19 protein-coding genes and 2 pseudogenes are annotated in these 22,598 nt (G+C 69.7%); 7 read left to right on the top strand and 14 right to left on the bottom strand.

Features of this window, described 5'->3' with window-relative positions:
* Window positions 1-239 precede the first annotated feature (239 nt).
* A pseudogene (locus J7E93_RS29205) lies at window positions 240-1,422 on the top strand (IS110 family transposase).
* Here J7E93_RS29205 and J7E93_RS29200 read toward each other — a convergent pair.
* The gene (locus tag J7E93_RS29200; protein WP_308368828.1) at window positions 1,415-1,900 is read right to left on the bottom strand and encodes a hypothetical protein; all 486 of its coding nucleotides are present in this window, start codon (window positions 1,898-1,900) and stop codon (window positions 1,415-1,417) included. The pseudogene J7E93_RS29205 and the gene J7E93_RS29200 overlap by 8 nt on opposite strands.
* Window positions 1,901-2,287: 387 nt before the next feature.
* Between J7E93_RS29200 and J7E93_RS37505 the strand changes: the two are divergent.
* Window positions 2,288-2,566 (top strand): annotated as a pseudogene (locus tag J7E93_RS37505) (excisionase family DNA-binding protein).
* A gap of 406 nt (window positions 2,567-2,972) precedes the next feature.
* Here the strand turns inward: J7E93_RS37505 and J7E93_RS29195 are convergent.
* The gene (locus tag J7E93_RS29195) at window positions 2,973-4,172 is read right to left on the bottom strand and encodes an alpha/beta fold hydrolase (protein ID WP_215073001.1); all 1,200 of its coding nucleotides are present in this window, start codon (window positions 4,170-4,172) and stop codon (window positions 2,973-2,975) included.
* A 771-nt stretch (window positions 4,173-4,943) separates the two neighbouring features.
* On the opposite strand from J7E93_RS29195, the gene J7E93_RS29190 reads away from it, so the two are divergent.
* The gene (locus J7E93_RS29190) at window positions 4,944-5,801 is read left to right on the top strand and encodes a hypothetical protein (protein ID WP_215073000.1); all 858 of its coding nucleotides are present in this window, start codon (window positions 4,944-4,946) and stop codon (window positions 5,799-5,801) included.
* Window positions 5,802-5,827: 26 nt separating this feature from the next.
* Here J7E93_RS29190 and J7E93_RS29185 read toward each other — a convergent pair whose 3' ends face one another.
* From J7E93_RS29185 to J7E93_RS29165, 5 genes are all read right to left on the bottom strand, one after another.
* Window positions 5,828-6,106 (bottom strand): ABC transporter permease, encoded by a 279-nt coding sequence (locus tag J7E93_RS29185; RefSeq protein ID WP_215072999.1) that lies wholly within the window; start codon window positions 6,104-6,106, stop codon window positions 5,828-5,830.
* Window positions 6,103-9,483, bottom strand: coding sequence for a glycosyl hydrolase (locus J7E93_RS29180; protein WP_251067259.1), 3,381 nt, complete (start codon window positions 9,481-9,483; stop codon window positions 6,103-6,105). The genes J7E93_RS29185 and J7E93_RS29180 overlap by 4 nt, the downstream gene beginning before the upstream one ends.
* Window positions 9,484-9,520: 37 nt before the next feature.
* The gene (locus J7E93_RS29175) at window positions 9,521-10,135 is read right to left on the bottom strand and encodes a hypothetical protein (RefSeq protein ID WP_215072998.1); all 615 of its coding nucleotides are present in this window, start codon (window positions 10,133-10,135) and stop codon (window positions 9,521-9,523) included.
* An 88-nt stretch (window positions 10,136-10,223) separates the two neighbouring features.
* A complete protein-coding gene (locus tag J7E93_RS29170) occupies window positions 10,224-11,654 on the bottom strand; it encodes a M64 family metallopeptidase (RefSeq protein ID WP_215072997.1) in 1,431 nt (476 codons plus the stop codon).
* Entirely contained in the window at window positions 11,654-12,088 is a 435-nt protein-coding gene (locus J7E93_RS29165) for a hypothetical protein (RefSeq protein ID WP_215072996.1), read from the bottom strand. The genes J7E93_RS29170 and J7E93_RS29165 overlap by 1 nt, the downstream gene beginning before the upstream one ends.
* Before the next feature lie 540 nt (window positions 12,089-12,628).
* On the opposite strand from J7E93_RS29165, the gene J7E93_RS29160 reads away from it, so the two are divergent.
* The gene (locus J7E93_RS29160) at window positions 12,629-13,396 is read left to right on the top strand and encodes a CPBP family intramembrane glutamic endopeptidase (RefSeq protein WP_215072995.1); all 768 of its coding nucleotides are present in this window, start codon (window positions 12,629-12,631) and stop codon (window positions 13,394-13,396) included.
* Between the two features lie 622 nt (window positions 13,397-14,018).
* On the opposite strand, the gene J7E93_RS38190 is transcribed toward J7E93_RS29160, so the two are convergent.
* The 3 genes from J7E93_RS38190 to J7E93_RS29145 all read right to left on the bottom strand — a co-directional run bounded on the left by J7E93_RS38190 (window position 14,019) and on the right by J7E93_RS29145 (window position 16,386).
* Window positions 14,019-14,189 (bottom strand): hypothetical protein, encoded by a 171-nt coding sequence (locus J7E93_RS38190; protein ID WP_308368827.1) that lies wholly within the window; start codon window positions 14,187-14,189, stop codon window positions 14,019-14,021.
* Window positions 14,190-14,473: 284 nt separating this feature from the next.
* A complete protein-coding gene (locus J7E93_RS29150; protein WP_215072994.1) occupies window positions 14,474-15,385 on the bottom strand; it encodes an alpha/beta hydrolase in 912 nt (303 codons plus the stop codon).
* A 440-nt stretch (window positions 15,386-15,825) separates the two neighbouring features.
* A complete protein-coding gene (locus J7E93_RS29145; RefSeq protein ID WP_215072993.1) occupies window positions 15,826-16,386 on the bottom strand; it encodes a quercetin 2,3-dioxygenase in 561 nt (186 codons plus the stop codon).
* A gap of 116 nt (window positions 16,387-16,502) precedes the next feature.
* Here J7E93_RS29145 and J7E93_RS29140 point away from each other — a divergent pair, with 116 nt between their 5' ends.
* Window positions 16,503-16,946: a MarR family winged helix-turn-helix transcriptional regulator gene (locus J7E93_RS29140; RefSeq protein ID WP_215072992.1), complete on the top strand. Its 444-nt coding sequence runs from the start codon at window positions 16,503-16,505 to the stop codon at window positions 16,944-16,946.
* 53 nt (window positions 16,947-16,999) lie between these two features.
* Here the strand turns inward: J7E93_RS29140 and J7E93_RS29135 are convergent, their stop codons facing one another.
* Window positions 17,000-17,410, bottom strand: a complete 411-nt coding sequence (locus J7E93_RS29135; protein ID WP_215072991.1) for a hypothetical protein — start codon at window positions 17,408-17,410, stop codon at window positions 17,000-17,002.
* 772 nt (window positions 17,411-18,182) lie between these two features.
* On the opposite strand from J7E93_RS29135, the gene J7E93_RS29130 reads away from it, so the two are divergent.
* Together J7E93_RS29130 and J7E93_RS29125 are read left to right on the top strand one after the other, a co-directional pair.
* The gene (locus J7E93_RS29130; protein WP_251067258.1) at window positions 18,183-18,725 is read left to right on the top strand and encodes a hypothetical protein; all 543 of its coding nucleotides are present in this window, start codon (window positions 18,183-18,185) and stop codon (window positions 18,723-18,725) included.
* 368 nt (window positions 18,726-19,093) lie between these two features.
* The gene (locus tag J7E93_RS29125; RefSeq protein WP_251067257.1) at window positions 19,094-19,399 is read left to right on the top strand and encodes a hypothetical protein; all 306 of its coding nucleotides are present in this window, start codon (window positions 19,094-19,096) and stop codon (window positions 19,397-19,399) included.
* A gap of 509 nt (window positions 19,400-19,908) precedes the next feature.
* Here the strand turns inward: J7E93_RS29125 and J7E93_RS29120 are convergent.
* The 3 genes from J7E93_RS29120 to J7E93_RS29110 form a co-directional block, all read right to left on the bottom strand.
* Window positions 19,909-20,385: a DUF6223 family protein gene (locus J7E93_RS29120; protein WP_215072990.1), complete on the bottom strand. Its 477-nt coding sequence runs from the start codon at window positions 20,383-20,385 to the stop codon at window positions 19,909-19,911.
* A 234-nt stretch (window positions 20,386-20,619) separates the two neighbouring features.
* Window positions 20,620-21,024: a hypothetical protein gene (locus tag J7E93_RS29115; RefSeq protein WP_215073003.1), complete on the bottom strand. Its 405-nt coding sequence runs from the start codon at window positions 21,022-21,024 to the stop codon at window positions 20,620-20,622.
* 985 nt (window positions 21,025-22,009) lie between these two features.
* A partial coding sequence (locus tag J7E93_RS29110; protein ID WP_215072989.1) for a hypothetical protein occupies window positions 22,010-22,598 on the bottom strand: 589 nt, incomplete at its 5' end.

Here is a 22,598-nt window from a genome sequence, read left to right as displayed (position 1 = left end):
TGTTGTTCATGATCCGGGGGGGTGTCACCGGGCCCGGAAGCATCGACGGACCGCTGATGAGGGGCTTGAGAACCGGTTTCACCCGAGCCGGAAGAGCTCTCCTTAACGTTGGTGTGGCAGCTCGGTGCCCTGGCAAGGCCGGACGAAAGCGTGAGGAGGGCGTTGGTGTGGCAGCTCGGTGCCCTGGCAAGGCCGGACGAAAGCGTGAGGAGGGGCCTGCACGTGATCGAACCGGCGACATCGACGCCTTCCTCGGCCTGGACGTCGGCAAGGGCGAACACCACGCCACCGCCGTCACCCCGGCCGGGAAGAAGGCGTTCGTCAAACGGCTGCCCAACACCGAGCCCAAGCTCCGCGAGCTGTTCGCGAAGCTCCAGGCCAAGCACGGGACGGTGCTGGTCATGGTCGACCAGCCGGCCTCGATCGGTACCCTGCCGCTGGCGGTTGCGCGGGGCATGGGCTGTCCGGTCGCCTATCTGCCGGGGCTGACGATGCGGCGGATCGCCGACCTCTACCCCGGCGAGGCCAAGACGGACGCGAGGGACGCGTTCATCATCGCGGACGCGGCCCGAGCGATGCCGCACACTCTGCGGGCGATCGACGGCGAGGACGAGACGATCGCCGAGCTGGAGATGATCGTGGGCTTCGATGACGACCTGGCCGGTGAGGCGACCCGGGTCGCGAACCGGCTGCACGGTCTGCTGACACAGATCCATCCGTCGCTGGAACGGGTGCTGGGGCCGCGGTTGCAGCACCCGGCCGTCCTCACGCTGCTGGAGCGGTTCGGCTCTCCGGCTCAGATTCGCAGGGCCGGCCGGCGGCGCCTGGTCACGCTGCTGCGGCCGAAGGCGCCGAGGATGGCCGAGCGCCTGGTCGAGGAGATCTTCGCCGCGCTGGACGAGCAGACCGTCACCGTTCCGGGGACGGAGGCGGCCGCGCTGATCGTCCCGAGCCTTGCCGGGTCGCTGACGGCCGTGCTTGACCAGCGGAAGCTGCTGGCCGGGCGGATCGAGGAACTGCTGGAGGCTCACCCTCTTTCCACTGACGTCCATGCCGGGCATCGGCGTCAGGACCGGAGCCCGGATCCTGATCGAGGTCGGCGACGGCAGCACCTTCCCGGCCGCCGGCCACCTCGCCGCCTACGCGCGTCTCGCCCCCGCGACCCGGAGCTCGGGCTCCTCGATCCGCGGCGAACAGCCTTCCCGGAGAGGGAACAAGCAGCTCAAACGGGCTTTCTTTCTCTCCGCGTTCGCCGCCTTGGGGGACCCGACATCGCGGGCCTACTACAACAAGAAGATCGCCCAGGGCAAGCACCACACCCAGGCTCTACTCTGCCTTGCCAGACGCAGGGCCGACGTCCTGTTCGCGATGCTCCGCGACGGAACCTTCTATGAACCGCAGCCGTCGGCCTCAGTCACATGACCTGCGGGTCCGCGAAGAGAACGACTCGGTCAGCCTCAACGTCGAAGCCGAGCACCGGATGGCCATAGTCGCCTTCCGGGTCCATCAGCACCGGCTTACCCAGCCGCCGCCCAATCGCCCGAAGGAAGCCGCAGAACACATCAAGTCGGTCCTGGCCCTGCAACTCCCGCAGGTCGACGTCGAAGTCGATTTCATCGCCGGCATGGAAACTGAAGATCGCCAACACATCGGCCGTCGGCCAGACCCGCAGGTCCGCGCACTCGGCATCCGCCGGGCGGGACAGCACGGCCTCCGCCCGGGGCACTGGAAGCACCATCTCTCCCTCGGAGTACTGGCACTTCCAGCCCTTCTCCGCGACAAGGTCGAGGACCGACTGCCAGTCCTCCACCGAGGCATCCGGGACACGCACGTCCGGCAACGACCCCATCAGGTCCAGGTCGAAGAAGCACTTCACGTCATCCCACAGCAGGTCGGTCACCCCGCCATGCTGCCCGGATCGCCGACCCATCGCACCCCCGTTTCCCTTGACCAAAGACGTAGGGGCACCCCCCCCGGCCAATGGATTACAAGGCGGCGCCAGTACTCGTCAGCCTGCTGGCGACGAAGCCGACCAGGGCAGTCGTTCCGGCGGGCCCGATTCGTCGCATGCCATGGAGCGTCCCGAGATCGATGCGCTAGGCGCATCCCTGTACGGCAGGCGGCTGTGATGCGGCTGTGCCTCGACGGCTACGGAAAAGGTCGGATCGCTGAGTGTCTTCACCGCCGGCCTGAAGTAGTCGACGAGATGGTAAGAGCCGGCTTGACGGGCATGATCCCTGCGCTCGGCGAGGACGCAAGGAGCGCACGCCCGTCAGGCCGGCCGGCCTTGCTCCGCGAGCACTCGAGAGCCGCGGTCGTCTTCCTGACCGTTGCGGAAATTGCCTCGCTGTTGGGAGTCAGCTGAGCGTCTACCGGCTGGGCAACAGTGGAATGCTGCCTTCCCATCAGGGCGGGCCGAGCTTTTCGAGTCCCAGAGCAGGCCGTGCGGGAGTACCAGCGCACGTCCCTTCCAGGTGCTGTACGGATTGCCATGGCGCTCAGAGGCGCAGACACTGCCCACCGCACACAGCAGCACGGCCACGACTCGCATGCCAACCAACGGTGAACGCGGTCTCGATGCCTGCGGGAGGGGCAGCCGCGCTGGCCAACCGAGCGAGCGGTTCACCCGCCCCCCTCGATGACCTGCCCCCTCTTCGACGCCATGCTTGTCCCGCTCCTGCCCTGACGCGCCGGGGCGCCTTCACGCACGTATGACGTGCCCTGCATCGCACCGCGGCGGGGCTGGCGCTTCGTCGTGGCCGGCCCATCCAGGGTCGAGTACGCCGGTGAGGCCGAAGCGGCGGACCCGGGCACGGCCTGCCGTGTCCACGGGGAGCGCCGGAGGTGACCCGCGGCCCGACCGCGGCCGCGCTGATGGGGTACGCGTCCGCCCGGGGCAATGCGGACCGGTGACCCGCTGCTGGTGACGGCGCTGGAGCGACCGCCTGGCCGGTGGCCGAGCGAGGTCCTCACTACAGGGGAGTGAGGACCTCGTCCTCGTCCCGGTAGAAGCTCCCGTCGACCTCGCCGAAGACCTTGCCGTCTTTGAGCCAGTGCTCGGACATGGTGTGCAGGAGTTTCGCCTTGCGCTCCCAGACGATCTGGTGGCCGGCGCAGGAGAGCCGGAACATCAGCTTCTTCGTCCCGGGGATGGTGTTGTAGAGCTCGGAGGTCGAGAAGTACAGCAGGCCGAGGCTCGGTGAGGTATTGATGACCGAGTCGTGCTCCCCGTACACGATGCACACGGGCACCTTGTCGCCGAGGACTCCGTGCAACGGCACGGTGGTCTTGTTCCAGCCCCACCAGAACACGTTCCGGACGCGGTTCAGCCCCTCCGGGGATCCGGCCACGACGCCTCCCCAGGTGGCGCCGATCGGGTCGGCCGCCATCATGGCCTTCCACACCTGGTCGACCATCCCGGCCTCGCGCTGGTCCGGACAGAGGAGGTCCTTCTTCCATGCGTTGTCGAGACCGCTCTTGGTGCCGACGGTCATCGGGAACCCGAAGGCGCCCGTCGGCGTGGACACCGGCAGGGTCACAGGCGCGCCGAAGTCGGATCCGGGGGCGCTCTGCCTGCCGTTCGGGGGGAAGATGGGCGCCACCAGGAAGAGGCTGCGCACCTTGCCGGGGTTCTGGATGGCGTAGGGACCGAGTTGCTGGGCAGCGGCGGACCAGCCGATGAGGTCGACCTTGCCGACTCCGCTCCTGGCGATGATGAAGTCGACGACCGTGTCCACTTCGTCCCAGTCGCTCTGCGAGTTGTTCAGCTGCGCGGCGTAGCCCACTGGGCCGGTGTACTCCGTTGCGTTCGGGTTAGGGACCAGGAGTCTCTGCTGGGCGGGGGTGGGGCTGACGTTGTGCGGGTCGTCCATCTTCGGCCGGGTGGACAGGCCAGACCCCTGCTGCTCCATCACGTAGACGTCGTAGCCCGCCTTCGCCAGCTCCTCGGCCCAGCTGTACTTCTTGTACTGCAGGTCGAAGCCGGCCAGAGCGCAGACGCTGCGGCCGTGCAGCATCAGGACGGGTCTGCGCGGGCCGCCGGTGGGCGTGCCGTTGCGCTCCCGGACGAAGAGCTTGATCTTCTGCCCGGCGTTCGCCGGGATGGTCGAGTCGTGCTCCACGTAATGGTCGGTCAGGACGGGTGTGGCGGGTGAGAGGACCGTCGATGCCATGGGTTGCTCCGTTCCCTCGGGGGCAGGCCGGGCAAGCGCCCCGGCCTGGCCATGGTCCGTCCGGGGCGGCGTCAGCGGGGCGTTGGCATGGCCGTGGCGGCCACACGCCGACCCGATCGGGCGGGCGTGCGCCGGGGCGCACACATGCCTCCCCGGGCGTCGGCGACCCAGTGGACCGGGTCGGCGCCCTCACCCGCTTACCGGGGTCGATGCCCGGCCGAAGACGTGAATACCCGGCCGGCCGGTGGGTTCAGCGACGTCTGCGCCGTGTCCGCAGGGCGACCAGGGGAAACGTGCTCGGCTCAGTAGCGTCGGCACCCGCTTCCGCCGCTGTTCACCCTCATCGGTGCCGTCTGAGCCATCAGTGTGGCGTGGGCTCGACACGCCAGGAGGGTGTGTCCGATTCGTCCCCCCATGGCTACTGTCCGAGGCGGCACTGAGGAGGTTCCGAATGCGACGAGCAGTCCGCCGTGTGACGTTGGCCGGCCTGTTGATGGCGTGCTGTCTGGCTGTCTCCGCCTGCAACGGGGATGACGGTGGAGACGAGCCGCCGGCGAGTCCGTCACCGGAAGCCACCACCGAGTCGGCGAGCCCATCACCGGAAGCCACCAACGAGACCACAGCGACATCCCCTCCCGACGTGCAGACCCCTACCGGCGGCGGAGACCCCAACGTTCCGGTTCCCCCTCCTCCTCCCACCAGCGAAGGGCCCACCCCGGACGGAACCGACGGTGTTCCGACTGACGGAATCACCCCCGGCGCCGCCCGATCGTGATGCTTCCAGCCAGGGCGCAGCCGGATTCCGGGCGTGACGTCGGCTCGATAGCGATTCTGAAGCTTGTCGTTGCGGAAGCGTCCTTCATCGCGGCGCTGATGTTCTACGTGGGGCTCATCTACACCAGCCGGTACTACCGCAACTTCAATCTATCCCCTTCGTCTCTCGGCTTTGGGTTCTCCGAATACGTGGTCGAGAGTCTGCAACTGCTGTCGCGCCCGGTGCTCGTCGCCGTGGTCGCCCTGCTTCTGCTCACCAGTGCACCACACTTCATCAGGCGTCTGCCGCTGACCAGCCGCCTCAGGCAAAGCGCCTCGGCCGTGTGGGGCGCCGTGGCGCTGCAGTACTGGCTGGTCGTCGCAGCTGGTCTTGTGCTCTTCCTGTTGTGGCCGCAGATCGAGCCGGACTGGGCTGCCCCAGCCACAGTGGCCGCAGGCCTGCTGATGGGGCAGAGCAGAGCCGCGCTACGCGGCAGGGGACAGGGGCTGCTGGAAAGGGCGGTGCCGCTCTTCGCCGCTCTGGCGTTCCTCCTTCTCGCCGTCACCTTGCTTGCGGCAGAACTCGGCGATCGCGAGGCGAAGCAGGCGGCGCGCCATGTCGTCCGTTGGCCCGGGGTCGTCCTCTTCAGCACTGAGCGTCTAAGCCTGACCGGCCCGTCCGGCCTCAAGGCCGAGGATCTCGGCCCAGGCACGCATCTGCGCTACCGCTACACGGGTCTGCGGCTGCTCATCGCGCGCAGCGGCCACTACTATGTGGTCCCGGTCGGGTGGAATGCGACGACCGACTCCGTGTACATCTTCCGCGAGAACGACACGACGCGGATCGAACTGACGCCAGGCGTCCGATGGTCCTAGTTCCACGGAACATCTGAGACATCTGGCTAACGCGAGGCGTCGACGCCGGCCGGGTGGGCGCGGTGCCACTCCATCCGCGCGCCGACGGCACACACGACGGCGACGAGGGCCGTGGCTGCCACGATGAGCCACTCCAGGGCTCCGCTTCCGGCGTCCGGTTCGACGTCGAAGAGAAGCTCGATCCAGTCACGCCAGACGAGCGTGATCACGAAGAGCAGCCCGGACAGGGAGCCCAGGACCACTTCCACCCAGAAGCGCGGGCTGAGCGCGCCGGGCTCGGGGCGGCGCGGGCACTGAGGGGTCATTGGGGGACCTCCCCTGTCTGGTCGCCCGCCGACTGCGCGGGCGCGGGATGGGCGGGCCGGACGACGTAGGTGCTGCCGCCCAGCAGCTCGCCCTGGAATTCCTGGAGGACATGGAACTCCACGAGCCGGTCCGCCACACCCTCGGGCAGCCGGACGTTGACGGCAAGACCGCGCGAGCCGAGATCAGGGTCGACGCGCACACCTTTCAGCTCGTTCTTGCGGTGCTCGTCGGGCTTCATCACGAACGAGCGGGCGAAGTCGAACTTCCGCACCTGCCCATTGCGGTCGGTGAAGGTGGCGGGGAGGAACTGGCCCGCGTTCTCGAGCTGCTCCACTCCGTGGCCGGGCTGCGGCCCCTGGGCGTTCCCGAGCTTCTCGAAGGTGATGTAGAGCCGCGTCCCCTCGGGCAGGTTCGCCCAGTCGAACCGTACGGTGAACGGCTGGGGCGTCTGCTGGGGGTTGTTGAGCATGACGACGAAGGCCTTGGACGGGGTGACGCCGCCGGGAACGGCGTCCTCCACCTGGAGGTTCTTCAGCGCGGCATGCTTCTTCGAGGTCACCAGCGTCCCCACGTCGAAGATCTGGGCGGCCTGGACGGGGTCCTCGTCGCAGGTGGCGACGGCCAGGATGCAGGAGTGCGGGGCGGCCGTCGAGGGGACGAGGAAGTCCCACTCGGCCACACCCGGTTCCGCCGCCTCCAGCCGGGCGAAGGTCCGGGTGGGCCCGAGCGGCGTGTACGCGGTGGCAGCGGGGTCGCCGGCGAAGGGCTTGCCGTTGGACCAGAAGTCCGGGGGCAGGGCCGGCAGACCGGCGGAGGCGTCGGCCAGGAAGGCTCGCACGCGCACGTTGGTCGCCGTGCTCACTCCCCGGTTGTGCACCTGGACGTAGAAGCGGTTGAGGCGGTCCCGACGGGCGGTGCGGTGGGTGATCCGGGTCAGCGCGACGTAGTCGCTCACCGGGGTGACCGTCTGGTAGTTCGGCTCCGGGGCGTCCACGAGGATGTCCGGGCTCTGCCACCACCACATCGTGCCCGGCGTCGGACTCGGGTCGAAGGGGTCCGCGACGCCCGAGGGGGACGGCTGGACCCGTCCGGAGTCGACCACGGTGTCGCGCAGGTAGAGGTCGACCATCTTGGTCTGCCCGGCATCAATGGGCCGCTCCCAGACGCTCCGGCCGTGGGTGGCCGCGCGCAGCAGTCGGCTCTTGGCGTGCAGGACGAGGTCGAACACCGGGGAGTTGGGCAGGCCCTGGTCCCAGGGGAGCCAGGTCAGGCCGGCGTCCTCGGTCCGGAAGATGCCGACGTCACCGCCGCAGAAGAGCCGGTTGCTGTTGGCCGGGTCGATGACGATCGTGTTGATGGGATTGGCCTGTAGCAGGCCGTTGGAGCGCGAGGTCCAGACGGTGTCGGTCGCGGCTCGCCGGTAGACGTGGTCGTTGCCGAACTCGCCGGGCTGCTCGGAGCTGAGCAGGCCCGCGATCGTCACCCAGACGGTACCGGCGTTGTCGACGGCGATGTCCGAGACGCACACCGGGGGCAGGGGCGCGGCAGTCAGATCGGTGCGCGTGACGTCCGCGGGGTTCCAGGTCGCCCCGGTACGGCGGTACCGGTAGACGGAGCCGCCCTCCGTCCCGACGTACACGGTGTTGCTGTCGGCCGGATGGACGGCGATTGCCGTGATCGCCTCACCCGCCGTCGCCGAGACCGACGACCACGTATCCGCGCTGTTCTCGCTGCGCCAGAGCCGATCGCCGCCGAAGTAGCAGGTCGTGGGGCTGGCCGGGTCCAACGCGAACGGGGCGTAGAACAGGACACGGCCGGTGATCCCGGCGTTCTTGAGCTGCCACGAGACACCGGCGTCGTCGGACCGCAGGATGGTCTCGTTGGTGTACTCCATGAACATCCGGGTCGGCTTCGACGGGTCGATGGCCGTGAAGCCGCCGTCACCGCCCCTCGACAGCGTCCAGGCCGGCGTCCCCGCGTAGCGCTGGGCGCCGTTGTCCTGGGTGCCGCCCAGCATGACGTTCGCCCACTCCGGATGGAGGGAGAGCGACTCGAACTGCAGCGTCGCCAGGTCGCGGTTGCGGTGGCTCCACGTCACTCCTGTGTCGGTGGAGATCTGGACACCGCCGTCGTTGACCTCCCAGCAGACGGCAAGATCGACGGGATCGAAGACCAGGGCGTGGTGGTCGTCGTGGATGTTTCCGACGTAGTCGAAGACGCCGCCACCCGTGCTGGAGCGCCACAGACTCCGCTCGGCCACGAACACTATGTTGGGATCGGTCGGGTGCACCGCCACTTCAAGGGCGTAGAAGGTCTGGGAGCAGACACCGAACGTGGCCGTGTGGGTGTGGTCCGTCGCACTCGTGGTCAGGGTCACCCGCCCGCCGCCGGCCAGGTGCGCGAACTCCTGGGCGGTGAACGAAACGGTGTGCGTGTGGGTGGGGACTCCGTTCGATGTGCTCGCGTACGTATGGGGGGCCGTCGCCGCGGACATGTCCGCGGCGGGCACGGTGAACTGATGGGAGTGCCCCGCACTCGCGGAGGTCGTCGCCCCCGCCGGAGAGTCGAGGCGGATCGGGACGGCCGACCATGTTGCTCCGCCGTCCGCCGTCCTGGCCAGCGCGAGGAAGCCGGGGTACCAGGCGAAGAGGGCGAGGACCAGTGCAGGGTCCCCCGCCTGCTGGGCCATCGCCACCCGGTCGAAGGTGCCGGAGGTGGGCAGCGCCGGGCTGCTGAGCATCGACCAGGCGGACCACGTCCCGTTGGTCCGGGTGCTGGTCCAAAGAGCCTGGCCGAAGGAGGCGGCGATGATCTTCACGGTCCCCGGGGGTCCCGGCATGCGGAGGACCACCATGTCGCTGAACAGGCCTTGCTTCAGGACCGTCCAGTTCACGCCGCCGTCGGTGGTCTCGTGGACACCGACACTCGAGGAGAGCAGCAGGCGCCGGCCCGTGGAATCCGTCGGATCGAACACCACACGGGTGATCTCGGCCCGGTCGAAGACCGCGGTCCCCAGCTCCGTCCAGGTGTCGCCGCCGTCCGTCGAACTCAGCAGTCCGCTGCCGTAGTACGTGTCGCCCGAGGACTGGAACTCCCCCGTGCCCGCGACGATGTGGAGATGGTCGGCGGGGTCGACGGCCAAGGCGCCGATCGCCAGGCTGCGCTGGAAGTCCGACTTCGGCGTCCAGGTCAGCCCGCGGTCCGTGCTCTTCCACACGCCGCCGTTCGCCGTGCCCAGGTACACCGTGTTCGTGTCCGTGGGGTCGACGGCGATCGCGAGGGCGCGGCCGCTGTAGCCGGTGCCGAAGGCCACCAGCGGGCCGGGACCCATGGGCGTCCAGTTGGGCCCGCCGGTCACCGGCGCCGAGGGGGACATTCCCGGGCCCTGGTACGCCGTGGCCCGCAGGCCGGCCTCAAGTCGGTCTCGACGCTTCCGCAGCGCCCTGCTCGCGAACGCCGGGCGGGATACGGCCGAGGTGGCCGAAACGACGCTCCCAGTGGAACCGCTCGCGCTCGAAGGGGCTGTCGCCGGCCTCCGGTTCCTCACCGGCAGCGGCCGCCCGTCCGTCGTCGAGGTCCGCCGATCCGGCCTCGCCCCCTGGCGCTGCCGGCCCGGCCTCGCCCTCCGGCCTTTCCTCACGCGCCGTGACCACCACGGTGGTGTGCGCGTCGCCCTCGTACCCGTCCTGCGCGAATCCCTCGCCCCGGTCCGCGTACGCCGCCCCGATGTGGTGCTCGCCCGGCTCCATCCGTAGCGTCGACAGCCGGCAGAGGAAGGCCCCGGTGCCGTCCGGGCGGATCGCCTCGCCCTTCTGCCGGGCGGGATCGGGCACGGCCACCCCCTGCAGCACGCGGTCGGACAGAACCGCCTGCCCGTCGACCGCCAGCCGGACCGGCCAGCTCTGCCAGCCCGTCCCGCGGATCTCGAGCGGCATGCCCTGTCTGCATTCGTGGAGGCTGACTTCGAGGAGAGGAGTGGTGGCCGATGCACCGTGGGACCGGCCGGTGCTGCTTCCGTAGCCGTCCATGAATCTCACGATAGGCGCAGGTCACAGGCATCGCCTGTCCAAGCTTCAATGTTTGAACGGGAATCGATGCCGGCGCTCGGCCTGCCTTCTAAGGCGTGGGGAACGCCGGGGCCCGGGCGGCGAGGGTGTGCGTGTTCCCGGCGCCGTCGGTGATCTGGGCGGTGGTGTCGCGCGGCGGATGGTCCGAGGCGAAGCCGATGAAGAAGCTGGTCTGCCCGCCGCCCGGGCCGCTGCCGGCCGGAACGCCGGGGGTGCCGAAGTCGATGGTCAGCCGGTCGCCCTTCTGCGTGACGGAGGCGGGCCGGACCGTTCCCAAGCCGCCTTGGGTGACGACGTAGACGTCCGATCCGCCGGTTCCGTCGTAGTTGAGACGGGCGATGGGCCCAAAGTCGAGGCTGAGCGTGCGGACGGCCGATGCCGGCAGCGGCCCCGAGACCTCGGTCATGCTGACGCGGTACTCGTACGGGTATTTCCCCGCGCCGATCGTGCCGGCGACGCCGCGCGGAGCCAGACGCGACTGGAGAAAGCCCGATCCCGTGGCACCGGCGAGCTGGATGGCCGGCGCGATGTCGTTCACCACGAGCGTGCCCGAAGGGTCGAACACGAAGTTGATGTCGGGGGCCCGGACGTCGACCACGCGCGGGGCCCACTCGAACGGGTTCAGTGTGCGACGGATCGTGCGTTGGCACACGGCGCAGAAGGGCGTGAGGTTGCGCATCATGCAGTTGAACGCCGGCCGGAACAGACCGCAGTGGTAGTAGCCGGCCCCTTCGAAGGCGCCGATCGTGCCCGCCGCCACGGGGTTGGCCTGCGGGTCGCACACCGCGCAGTTGGCGTTCCTGGTCGTGGGCATCGCGGTCGCCGCCTGGACCAGCGGCGACCATTTGATCGTGGTGCGGCTGGAGACGAGGGTGACGTTCGGCGCGGTCGGTTCGGTGCCGCTGTAGGAGTTCTGTCCGGTCTCCCCGCTTGTACAGCCGGCCCAGGACTCGTACTCGTCGGCGAGTGCGAACGCGGAGTGTCCCAGCTCGTGCGCGGCGACCGTGACCCAGTTGCCGCTCGTCGAGGTCACGGCGATGGCGCCTCCCGAGCCTCCGTATTTCGCGCTGTTGACCACCACGATCGCCTGGTGCCAGGCCGGAACCTGGGCCTTGAGCACGCCCTGCGCGATCGCCGTGTCCGCCGTGAGCAGTCGGGCGAGTCCGCCGGCGCAGTACGTGGCGTCGAAGTAGGTCTTCGGAGTGGCTCCCGTCCCGCCGCAGGACGCGGGGTCGTCGGCGCCGCTGTTGGTCGAGGTGACATCCACGCGGTGGATGTTGATCCGGCCCTGGACCGCGGGCTCGTTGAACGGCGGCATGGCGAAGAGCTGGCTGACGAAGGACTGCGCGTCCGTGTGCCACTGTGTCATCTCGCTGCTCCGATAGCCCTCCGAGAGCAGAACGAGGTTCCAACGCGATGCGGTCGGGCCGCTGTTGTGGAGCAGCGTCGTGCCGAGGACGGTGCCGTCGCCGGTTCCCATCAGGATCCACCTCCCTCGGTGCCGTGTCCCAGCGGGTACCGGCCGATCGTCTGGGTCCGCACGGTGGTGCGCAGGAGCGCCACCTCCTTGGCCTCCGCCAGCGCGGGCACCAGGACGAAGAAGCGCCCCTTGGGCTGGGAGACCGGCTGGTTAGTGAACGGCCGGTCCGGATCGGCGGAGACGACCTCCGCATCCTCCCTGATCGGGTTGTCCAGCGGACGGCTGTGGATACGCTGTCCGCGCGCGTTCAGTATGTCGACCCGATAGCCGATCGATATGTCCGGCGGTTCGGCGGCGCGGGCCGGGGTCAAGCCGACCGACAGGCCCTGCTGTCCGTCGGGACCGCCCGGAAGCACGAGGTCGACCGGTTCGCTGGCGACCAGTTCGACGTGTTGGCCCCGATACTCGAAGGTGAGCCGTATCGCACTGCTCATCGCGCGTGCCTCCTCGGATCCGGTCCGACGGACATGGTCCTCACTCCACCGAACCACCATCGGATTCAGCCCGCCACAGCGGGCGGGTCCGGATGGCCGGATGCCGGTCGCGGCGGGCCGCCAAATGTGATCACGCCACCCGAGGTGACACCGTCGGCAACCGTCATGTCGAGAGCCTCGCCTTGACAACTGGGCGTTTCGTCCCTGGTCTCGGTGTTCAAAGGTCGCTTCACGTCAAGCCGTAGCGCTCAGCCCTGCCCCGGGCAGAGTCGGCTGATGCGCCAGCGGCACGGGCTCCTCTGCGCGGACACACGGTGGTGGTGGTCGAGCACGACATGGACGTGGTCGCCACCGCGGACTGGGTGCTGCCTGAGGGGCTGGGGAGGCGCATGTGGGGGTGTACCTGGCTGCACCCCGGTCGGGCAGCTGGACGCAGGGAACGGACCCGCGCCGGACGGCAGAGTCGACGGCGACGGATTCGGACCGAGCGACCAGGAGGCCGGCGGCATGTAGGCGCGGGTGTGGAAGGCGGAGACGGGGGTGTTCCTCGGCGTCGCGTTCGTGGCGGCGGGTGCGCTGGGGGCGGTGCAGCCGGCGACGGGGATCCCGGCCGAAGTGGTGCAGCTGACCCAGTTCGGCCCGGCAGCGGGGGTCGTGGTGGCCGCGCTGCTCTGGCCCGGGCGGATACGCGAGCGGCTGGCGGGGACATGGCCGGCGCGCGGGAGGGACGCCCCGGCCGGACGGAGACGCGGGCTGTGGCTGCTGCTGACGGCGCCACTGATCGTCGCGCTCGCCGCGGGCGCGTACGGGTGGCTGAAGGGCGACGCGGTCGCGACGGATCCGCGCAACCTGGAGCACCCCTTCGCGCTGGTCGTGGTGGCCCAACTGGTGGGCGCCTGCGGGGAGGAGATCGGTTGGCGGTGCTACCTCCAGCCGCTGCTGCGGACCCGGTTCGAGCCGGTCGCCGCCTCGGTCCTGGTGGGGGCGGCGTGGGGTGTCTGGCATCTGGGGGTGTTCGCGCAGCCTCCGGCGTACGCGGCGGGGTTCCTGGTGGCGACCGTCGCGATGTCGGTGGTGCTCGGGCTCGGCCCGGAAGGGACCCGGGCCGGCCGGCTGCTGCTTGCGGGCGGCTTTCACACCCTCGTCAACCTGGGCATGCTCCTCTTCATGGACGAGGAGTCCGGCGCTGTGACTCCGATGCTCCTCCTCGGTGCCGCTTGTCTGGTCGCCACGGTGCCGTGGGTGGTGGCGGCACGGCGGTCGGCGCCGATGGATACGATCGGGGCAGCGCGGCGGGGCGCGCTCTGACATGGGGGAACGGCCGGTGAAGAGAGCGCGGGGCACCTGGACGGCGCTGGGCCGCTGCCAGTTGCTGTCTCTGAGCGCGCTGGTGTTGCCCCTCTACGGAGGTCTGGTGGTGGGCGCACTGCTCCTGCTGCCGGTCGGCCTCGGTTTTCCGCTACTCCCGCCTGCCGCGGCGGCCCTGCGTCGGCGCGCCGATCCGCTTCCCCGACGCTCGAGTTCAGCAGCCGCTGGAATCCGTCCGGAGTCTTGGGACCTGAGCATTCGGCCGGTTGCCAGCCGCTCTTCCGGGCCACCGGCGCCAGCAGACCCTGCAGGTAGTCCCCGCATCCGCCGCCGCAGATCCGCCCGGGCGAACCGACCCGCCACCCGCGCGAACACCAACTCCAACTCCGCAGCCCACCCTGGGCGTCAACCATCCCCGCCATACCCAGTCGACGACGAGAACCAGCTCCGGACGCGAACCGCTGTTGGAGTACTGAGCGGCAAGCTGAGTGTTCTGGATCAGGTGCGGAGCAGTGAGGCGTGAATGCGGGCGATGGATGGCCCGCGGCGCCCCGTCGCGGTTCTTGGCTTGCTGTATGCATGCGGGCAGGCGGGCCACCACGGTCATCCTTCGGCCATGGTCCTACCAGGGCATCCCTTCACGTAGCGGCGCCTGCACGAATCGTCTGATCAGGTCCAGCTGTTCCGGGTTGTAGGCCCATACCCACCCGTGCCGGGTCTCGGTCTGCAGCCACAGGCGGATGTCGAAGTACGGGTCTGTGGCCGGCTCGTAGGGGTCCCGGTGCGAGGCCACACGTCCACGGCTCCATTCCTTCGCCGTCCCGCAGTTCCGGCAAACGAGACGCCTCGGCGCGAAGAGGCCCTGGTCGTGCGCTCCGGCCGGGTCTGGTGCTGTCCCGACGTGCGCGGCCTTCTCGCAGCCGGGGCAGCGCACGAGGACAGATGTGAGGAAGTCGCACTTCGTCCTGCGTGGGTCCCGGAACCGATGGTGTGTGGAGGTCGGACTCATCGGAACAGTCTGCGAGCCAAGCACCGAAGGCTCCTACGGGTCGAGTCTCAAGCTGATCGGGACCCGGACTACGGGTGTACGGGCGGAAGCGGGCCCGCGGTGCAAGCGTGGGCGAAGTCCACGGACGCGGTGAAGCACCGCTCGGCGTCCTTTTCTGCCAGACCCGCCCAGCCGTGGTCGGCGCCGGGTACGGGCCGGAAGTCGACGCGGGCGCCCACCTGTCGCAGGGCGGCGGCCAGTTGCTCGCCCTGCGCGAGCGGGATGAGCGCGTCCTCGGTGCCGTGCAGGACGAGGAACGGCGGCGCGTCGGCATGCACGTGGGCGACCGGGCTCGCGGCGCGGGCCCGGTCCGGCGCGTCGGCGATCGCCGCTCCGATCAGCAGGGCTTCACGGGTCGTGGGGTCGGCGGCGTCGTAGGCGCCGGGCGGGCACTGGCCGGCCAGGGTGGTCAGGTCGGTGGGCCCGTACCAGACGACGCAGCCGCTCACGGAGGCAGTGAGGGCGAGCAAGGCGGCGAGGTGGGCGCCGGCCGACTCGCCCCATGACACGGTCCGGCGCATGTCCAGGCCGAGCTCGTCGGCTCGGTGGTTCAGCCAGACCAGAGCCGCCGTCGCGTCGTCGAGCTGGGCCGGATGGACGGCCTCGCCGCTGAGTCGGTAGTCGATGGAGGCGACCGCGAACCCGGCCTGTGCGAGACGGGCGAAGGGGTCGGGACTCCAGTGGCGGAAGCGCGGCCCCATCTCCGTACGCGTGCCCGCGCGCCAGCCCCCGCCGTGGAGGTAGAGGACGACCGGCAGGGGACCGTGCGTTTCGTCGGGCAACCACAGATCGAGTTCGAGCGGTCGGATGCCCGCCCGGTAGGCGTACGGGACACCGCGCAGCAGCCGTACGCCGGGGGCGGGGTGCGCGGCGGGCGGGAGCGGCAGTCGCTCGGGGGTGGGCGGGGCCAGGAACGCGGCGAGGTCGGGCGTCAGCGGCATGGGGGCCTCTCTGGGTTCAGGGCGCGGTCTTCCCCGGGGCGGGCGGGCCGCGGGAGTCGAGGTGATGTAGGCGGCGGTGGGCCAGTCGGGTGCCGAACGCCGTGGCCGCGCGCTCGCCGATGCCGACGCCCGGCGACCCGGCCAGACCTAGCAGCGTCGGCGCAGGAGCGGGGAGCCCCAGTCGCTGGCATGCGGCGCCTATCGCCATCCCGGCGGTGAAGGAGACCGTGGCCCGGCGGGTGAACCGGGACAGGCGGGGTGAACCGGGACAGGGGTCCGGTGTGCGACGGTTACAGCGCCCCGAGCGCGCTCTGCCGCGCGGCCATCCCTAGCAGGGCGAACAGCGCGACGAGCGAGGGAGCCGGGGCCTTCACCCGCAGCGCCGCATAGGGGCGCCGACCAGCACCCCGGTCAACCGTGTCGGGACGTACGGCACGGGATCAGCTCCCGGTTCGCCACCGGTGTCCGGGCAGGAAGCACACGTCGTACCGCTGCGGCACGGTGGCGAACTTGTGCGGTCCGGGTACGTACGGCTCGGGCGGCAGGCCGAGTTCCTCGGTCGGGACGCCGAGGTTCTCGAAGAACCGCTCGAAGGTGCCGCCGGGCCCTGCGGCCACGCCGACGACCCGGCTGTGGTGGCGCTCGATGCGGTAGGCGTGCGGGCAGTTCTTCGGTACGAATCCGAAGTCACCGGCGGTGAGCAGCCTTTCGTACTGCTCGCCCTCCAGGTCTTCGACGAACAGCCGCACCGCGCCGTCGGTGATGTAGAAGACCTCGTAGGTGTCGGAGTGGACGTGGGCCGGGATCACGTCGCCCCTGGGGCCCTCGACGGTGAAGAAGTTGAAGGTGTTCTCGGTCTGCTCGCCGCCCGCGTAGACGGTGACCAGGTCGGTGAACAGGTGGGCGCGGTCACCCATGCCCTTCTCGATGAAGTACGGCTTTCCGGGCTCGGCCGGGATGTGCGACCGCGGGCGGCTGGGACGGGCGAACTCCATGGTCATGGGGACCTCCGGCACGACTAATTGACCAACCAACGAATGTCAGGCTACCTGACATTCATCGGGGAGGGCAGCCCCCGTACGGTCGCTATGCTCGAAGCCCCGTCCCGCGAGGAGCCATGACCACCCCCACACGCAACCTGCCCCAGCTCCTCACCGAGGCCAAGCGCTGGTTCGACGACGCGTTGCTGGCCAGCATGCGGGCCGCCGGGGAGCAGCCCGTCACCGTCGGGCAGGCGGCTGTCTTCGCCGCCCTCGACGAAGAGGGCACCACGGTCTCCGAGCTAGCCCGCCGGATGGGGGTCACCCGGCAGACCGCCCACCAGGCCGTGCACGCCCTCATCGGGATGGGACTGCTGGAGCAGGCGCTCGATCCCGCCTCCGCCCGCAGCCGCCTGATCCGCCCCACCGTCGAGGGCGCCCGTGTGCACCGACGCGCCCAGGACACCCTCGGCGTCATCGAAGGCGTCTTGGCGGAACGCATCGGCGCCGATGCCGTCGGCGCCCTGCGCGAGGCGTTGACCGTCCCCAAGGGGGAGCCCCCGCTGGTGGAAGCGCCCTGAGCGGCGTAGGCGGGCAGCCGGGCGACGGCGGGCCGTCGCAGGCCATTCGCCGGTCAGCCGGCGGCGGCGAGTCCCGGGTCGGCCGCGGCCCGTTCACGCGCCGCGTCGAGGTGGAAGGGCGCCGCGGCGTTGGTGACAGTCGCGACCCAGGGGCGAGTGGTGCCGTTGTCAGGAAGGATCGCCGGGTAGCCGGGGATCCTGGCCTGCGGGGCGCGTTGACGGATACCGTCGATGGCGGCGGCGATCTTGGGTACGGTAGCGTTGATGGTGGCGACGAGCTGGTCGGTGCCCGTCCAGGTGTAGCTGTTCTTGCAGAACGAGGCGCCGAGGTTGAACGCCCCGAGACTCACGCAGCGGACGACGGTGATCAGGATGACTCCGTCGATGCCGTCGATGCCGTCGCGGCCCAGGAGCCCGCGGGGCGGGCGCTGGGCGAGGCGGCGATCTCCAGCGGCACGTCGCAATCGCCGGCACGCAGGCGGGCCGGTCCGTCAGGCAGCTCCCTGACGGCAGTTGACACGTTGGAGACCTTTCCTCGCAGGCTCGGGTCACAGGGCGGGGCAGCAGGCTCCGCAGGAGCTCGGCGGTCTCGGCTTCCATATCGACGCCGCCGAAAAGATGTTCGTCGATGACGGCGAGGCGGGCCGCGGCCTCGCGCAGGGCGTCGATGTCGCCGGCGGCGTGTTGGGCGAGGCAGATCTGGCGGTGCAGCATCTCTCCCCGGCGACGAGCAGTCCGCGCTTGGCCGTCCACAGGGCGCAGGGGATATCGTCTCCTTCGTTGCCCCGGTCGGGGCAACGATCCGAAGGAGCAGCGTGCAGGAGCACCCTTGACCGCGGTCTGACGGCGGCCGCCAGCGAAGGCGGTCGAAGGGAAACGCAGCGTTCGAGGCCGGACGGCGGACCTGGACAAGGGGTCGGCGGCCAGGTTCGTCGTCCGAGTCGGCAGCTGGACAAGCGGGCGGGTTTCGCCTTGCCCGCCCGGTTCGTTGCGGCTTCGCACGGCAGTTGGCCAGCAGCCCGCCGAATGCCACAGGTCAGGGGCGACACGTTGACCGCTACCTGGCCAGAACGTTGAGCGATAATCGGCCACCTGCGGCAGTGGAAGGAACGGCCCCCCGAAGAAGTACCGCGCGGCTGTGGACGTGCAGTCGTACGCGTATATCCGTCGCTCGGCGGAGGAGGACAGGACCGTGGGGCGACGCGCGGCGGCGTCCGTGCGAACAGTGTGGATCACATGTTGAGAATGAAGACGCTGCCGGGTGTGCCGCCCTGGGCGGAGCACGCCGCCATGGCCGCCGCGTTGACCAATGTGCCGTCGGCGCTGTGGCGCCTGGCCATCGCGGCGGGCATCCCCGTGGGGCTGGCATCTTCGGAGTACGACCAGATGCATGCCCCCGGCTGGGGCTCGTTCTATCTCGTCGGCCTCAGCCTGGCTGCAGAGTTCTTCGCGGTTCTGGCCCTCGGGCTCGTGCAGAGCTGGGGCGAGACCTGGCCGCGCTGGATGCCATATCTGCGCGGCCGTCCAGTCCCCGTCCTGATGGCCACGGTCCTGGCGGGATTCGGCACGCTGGCCACAACGGCCTTCGGCGCGATGTTCGTGTACACGTCGCTCAACGCGGATATGCGGGCTTCCACCTGGGGCGCCTGGCTACTCAACATCGTCTACGCGCCGCTGCTCCTGTGGGGTCCGCTCCTGGGCGCGGTCACAGTCCATTACTACCGGCGCCGGACAGCCGTCACGCCACGACCAGGGCCCAGCGGCTATGGCTCGCACTGAGCGCTCCGGTTGGCGGCTGCCGCCGCATGAAGCGCTCAGCCACAACAGGGCCGCTGATCGTCTGTGGGCGGCTGGCAAACCAGAGAACAAGGTGGCCAACCACCACGCACCGTCACACCCGTGCGGGAGGCAGTTTTCTCCCCCGTCCGGCGCCGGACTCTGCCCACAGGCCGACCGCTGGCCCTGCTGGCCGACGTCGCCGCGATCGGCGAGGCGGCCCGTACGCGAGGGGCCGTCATGCCCGGCACCACCACCATGCTGCTCGCCCCGATGACCCGGACGCAGCCATCAGCGCCTTCACCTACCTTCGGGCTGTCCAGGCCGGCGACGTCGATGCCGCCCGCGAGTTCGCCGGCACCGAGCCCCGGATGCTCGCGCTGCTCGTGGACGTCGCCGAACGGAACGTCGTCCCCGATCACCGCGCTGCCATGCCCGGACGCGGGCGGGCCGTGCGCGGACAGCTTCGCGCTGGAAGCCCTCGGGCGCGTCTTTGTCACCACCCTGCGGACCTGGGCGCAGGCAGGGCCGGACGCGGCGGAGGGCATCGCCGCGCGGTCATCGCCTTCGCCCTGCAGATCCCCAACGAGGACCACGAAGATGGCGCCGAGGTGCTGCGCCAACTGGATGCCCTCGCGTGGGCCAGGCCCTCGATGCGGCCGGTCCTCGTTCTGTGAGTCCTGCCCCGCGTAGAACGGAGTGCCCGGGCGTCATCGAGGGCCGCCGAGACGTCGGGGCGGTCATCTCCTTTGCGCGGCGGTGCACCGAGCGCCAGCCGATGCGCGCGTGGTCGACCGGCTCGCGGGGCACGTAGTCTTCGAGCCTGGCAAGTCACCGTAAGTCTGTCGAACCCGTCCCCCATGGGCGTTCCGTAGCGCTTCCACGTCACGAGCTGGGGGGCCGAAACCCTGCTGTCCGACCTGTGGACGCATAGGTTGACGAACACGTCCCCGCCCGAGCCCGCCAGTTCCCTTCGACCACAAGGTGACGCCGTTGTCTGTGCACTTGCGGGTGGAGGTACTGGCCTCACCTGCCACACCCAGATCGTCCCGCCGGCAGCCGGCGCAACGGGGGCCGTGCAGGTAGGGAATCGGCGGACGCGGCGTGACGACAACAGCCGTTGCCCACCTCGCGGTGCCAGTCCGAACGAGAATGTCCCGCTGTGGGTGTCACCGCATGCCCCTCCTTACCGGTGACTGCGAATCACGGCGGAGGTCCGCCGGTCCGCGGTTCGGCGGGAACGGGAACGGGAGCGGGAGCGGGCCAGCCAGCCGAGGGTGACGGCGACCAGGCCCAGGAGCATGGCGAAGTAAGGGCCGCCGAGCCCGTTGCCGGTGCCCAGACCGCCGTCGGCGGTGGCCGCGACCGCGCCGCCGACGACCACGGCGACCAGCCCCGCCGCGAGAGCCGTGACGGCTCCGTTGCGCCGGTCCCAGGTGCCGATGCGTCCCTGACCGATGGGACGGGCCAGGGCCAGGCCGCCGTTGACCGCGCCAAGAAGGCCGACCAGTGCGGACAGGGAGGCCCCGACCCGGCCGACGCTCACGGTGTAGACGCTTGCGGTGACCGGCTGGATCGAGGGGTCCGCGACGGCCGGTTCGGCGAGAGCGAAACCGCCGACCAGGGCGGCTGCGGCGACGGCAAGCACGGATCGAACGGACATGAGGTGTCCTGCTTTCTGATAGGGGTCTAACTGGTCACTCGTGAGGTGGGCCCCTGGCCCCCGATGTGGCGGTAAATCGCGACTCGATCGCTACTGCAGGGCAACGCCGGCGATGACGGTCCGCAGTCACACCGCGTCTGGGCAGGGCCGACCGTTGCCGAGACGGCCCTCGTGACCGTTGCCCGGTTCACCGTCGAGAACGCCCCGGCCGATCCACAGCGGTTCGCCGGGCGGCTACGACCTGGTAGCGGAGCGCAGCAGCAAGCGCGGGGACAACGTTTGGCACAGGGCCAGGGTGCTGAGGGCGAACATCACCACGCCCAGGGGGACGTGGAGCGAGGGCACATGGGCGACGCCCAGCGCGACCTGCGCCGAGGCGAGGACGAGGAAGCCGGTGGCGTACAGGACGGGGCGGGGGCTGCCGCCGCCCAGGCGCCACGCCAGGACCGCGGCGAGCAGGTACAGCATGACGGCCGCGTACATCACCTTCGAGCCGACGTCGTGCAGCAGATAGCCGTGCGAGGAGGTCAGCAGCATTCCGGCGGTCACCGCCTGGAGGAAGAGGGTCAGAGTCTGCAAGGCGATCCCGACTTTGAGGAACGTCAGGCCTCGCTGCTGGGCCGTCGTCTGTCTGGCGATGGTGTGTCTCCTCCGTCGTCTCCAAGCGGGTTCGGCCTCAAGACACCGGATCACCAACGTATGTGACAGGGTGTGATGCGGATCACTTCACGATCAGCCTCGGCGAACGACTCGGGTCCGATGCGACCCCAGGCGACGAAGACCGCGAGGACGAGATGGATCACGTCGCCGGCGATCGTCACCCACTCGCCGCGCGAAGCCGGACGGTGATCGCGCCGATGAACGACAGGACGAGGCTGGGGGCGGCCAGCGGCACCAGTGCCGGCGCGACGTCGAGCACCGCGGACAGGACCAGGCCATCGGCGGCCAGGAGCTAGACGGCGCTGATGGCCTCGAGAGCGGCCGGGGTGAAGTCGAGCGCTCCCTGGGCGGAGGAGCCTATGGCGACGGCCTTGTCCCGCGGTGCGTCGGACAGCCGGGCACACGATGGCCGGGCGGATGACGGCCACGGAAGAAGGGTGCAGGACCGCCACACGGTCGTTAAGGCGCCCTCTGAGGTAGTCCGGCTAGCCAACTGGTGGTGAGCTTGCTGCCTCCGCAGTGAAGCCGCTGCCTGGCTCGGGAGCAGTGGTGGCTGAAGAGTCTGCTGTACATGCGGGGTCCTGAGTGTTGCCCTCTTCTGCGATGCCAACAGCCCCGCCGGCCGGCGCTCTCGATTGGGCGGACCACCGTCTCCACCTGACCTTGAGAACCGTCATCAGGCCCCGGGACGCCGAAGGTTTCGTCGTCCTCCCTCGCCGCTGAAAGTTTGAACGGACGCCAGCTTGGATCATGCACGCCCGCCGCAACGATCGACTCCCGCGACACACGAAGCCCACCTGACCTCGTCGCTCATCACGCACATGACCAGGCGCCTGCCCCAGCACCCCAGCAGCCTGCCGGACAGAGGTGACCCGTGCTGCGGCTGAGGACCTCAGAAGTGCTGAAAGAGATTCAGCCGTGCAGGAGATCGAGCTGCTCAGTGGCCTGCTTCCACGCCAGAGCATCAGCTTGGGGCGCGACCTCGCAGATCAGTAGCCACGCGGCTCAGCTCGGTGCTCGCTGCCGCCCTGAGCAATGCGAGATCCTCGTGCTGACGCTGCAGTTCGAAGTCCGGTCCCGAAACCCGAGGATCGTGCTGACCCGTAGCGATCGCAGTGATCTGCAGGCATCGAAGGGCCCCATCCCAAGGTCCACCAGCGCAGGCGGATACTGCTTCTGATATGGCCGTCAGGGCGTCGAGATGCATCATCACCGCGCCCTCGGGCTCAGCCTCTTCCAGAAATTCGTCCAGGTCAGCGGCTCCGCCATCGGGTCCCTCGTCGCCGCCGACGCCGTCCTGTGGCAGCGCCTCGTACGAGTGGAACAGATCACTAAGCGACAGGGTCAAGTACTCGTTAGACCAGTCGGCCAGCCGATCGGCAAGCCCCCGAAGCCCGGAGAGTGAGGATTCGTCCGGGGCGCAGGCATTGGTCCAGCTCGCCTGGAGCAGACCTCTGACCACTTCTGCTCCCGAACTGCCATGGCGTCGGAATCGCTCATCTTCTAGGCATCCAGAGATGCGCTCAGCTGCTGCTAGGTGTATTGCCCTGTGA

The organism is Streptomyces sp. ISL-36, from assembly GCF_018614205.1.
Classification (GTDB): Bacteria; Actinomycetota; Actinomycetes; order Streptomycetales; family Streptomycetaceae; genus Streptomyces.
The sequence above is the reverse complement of the archived record's forward strand: the minus strand, read 5'-3'. Positions and strand labels throughout refer to the sequence as shown.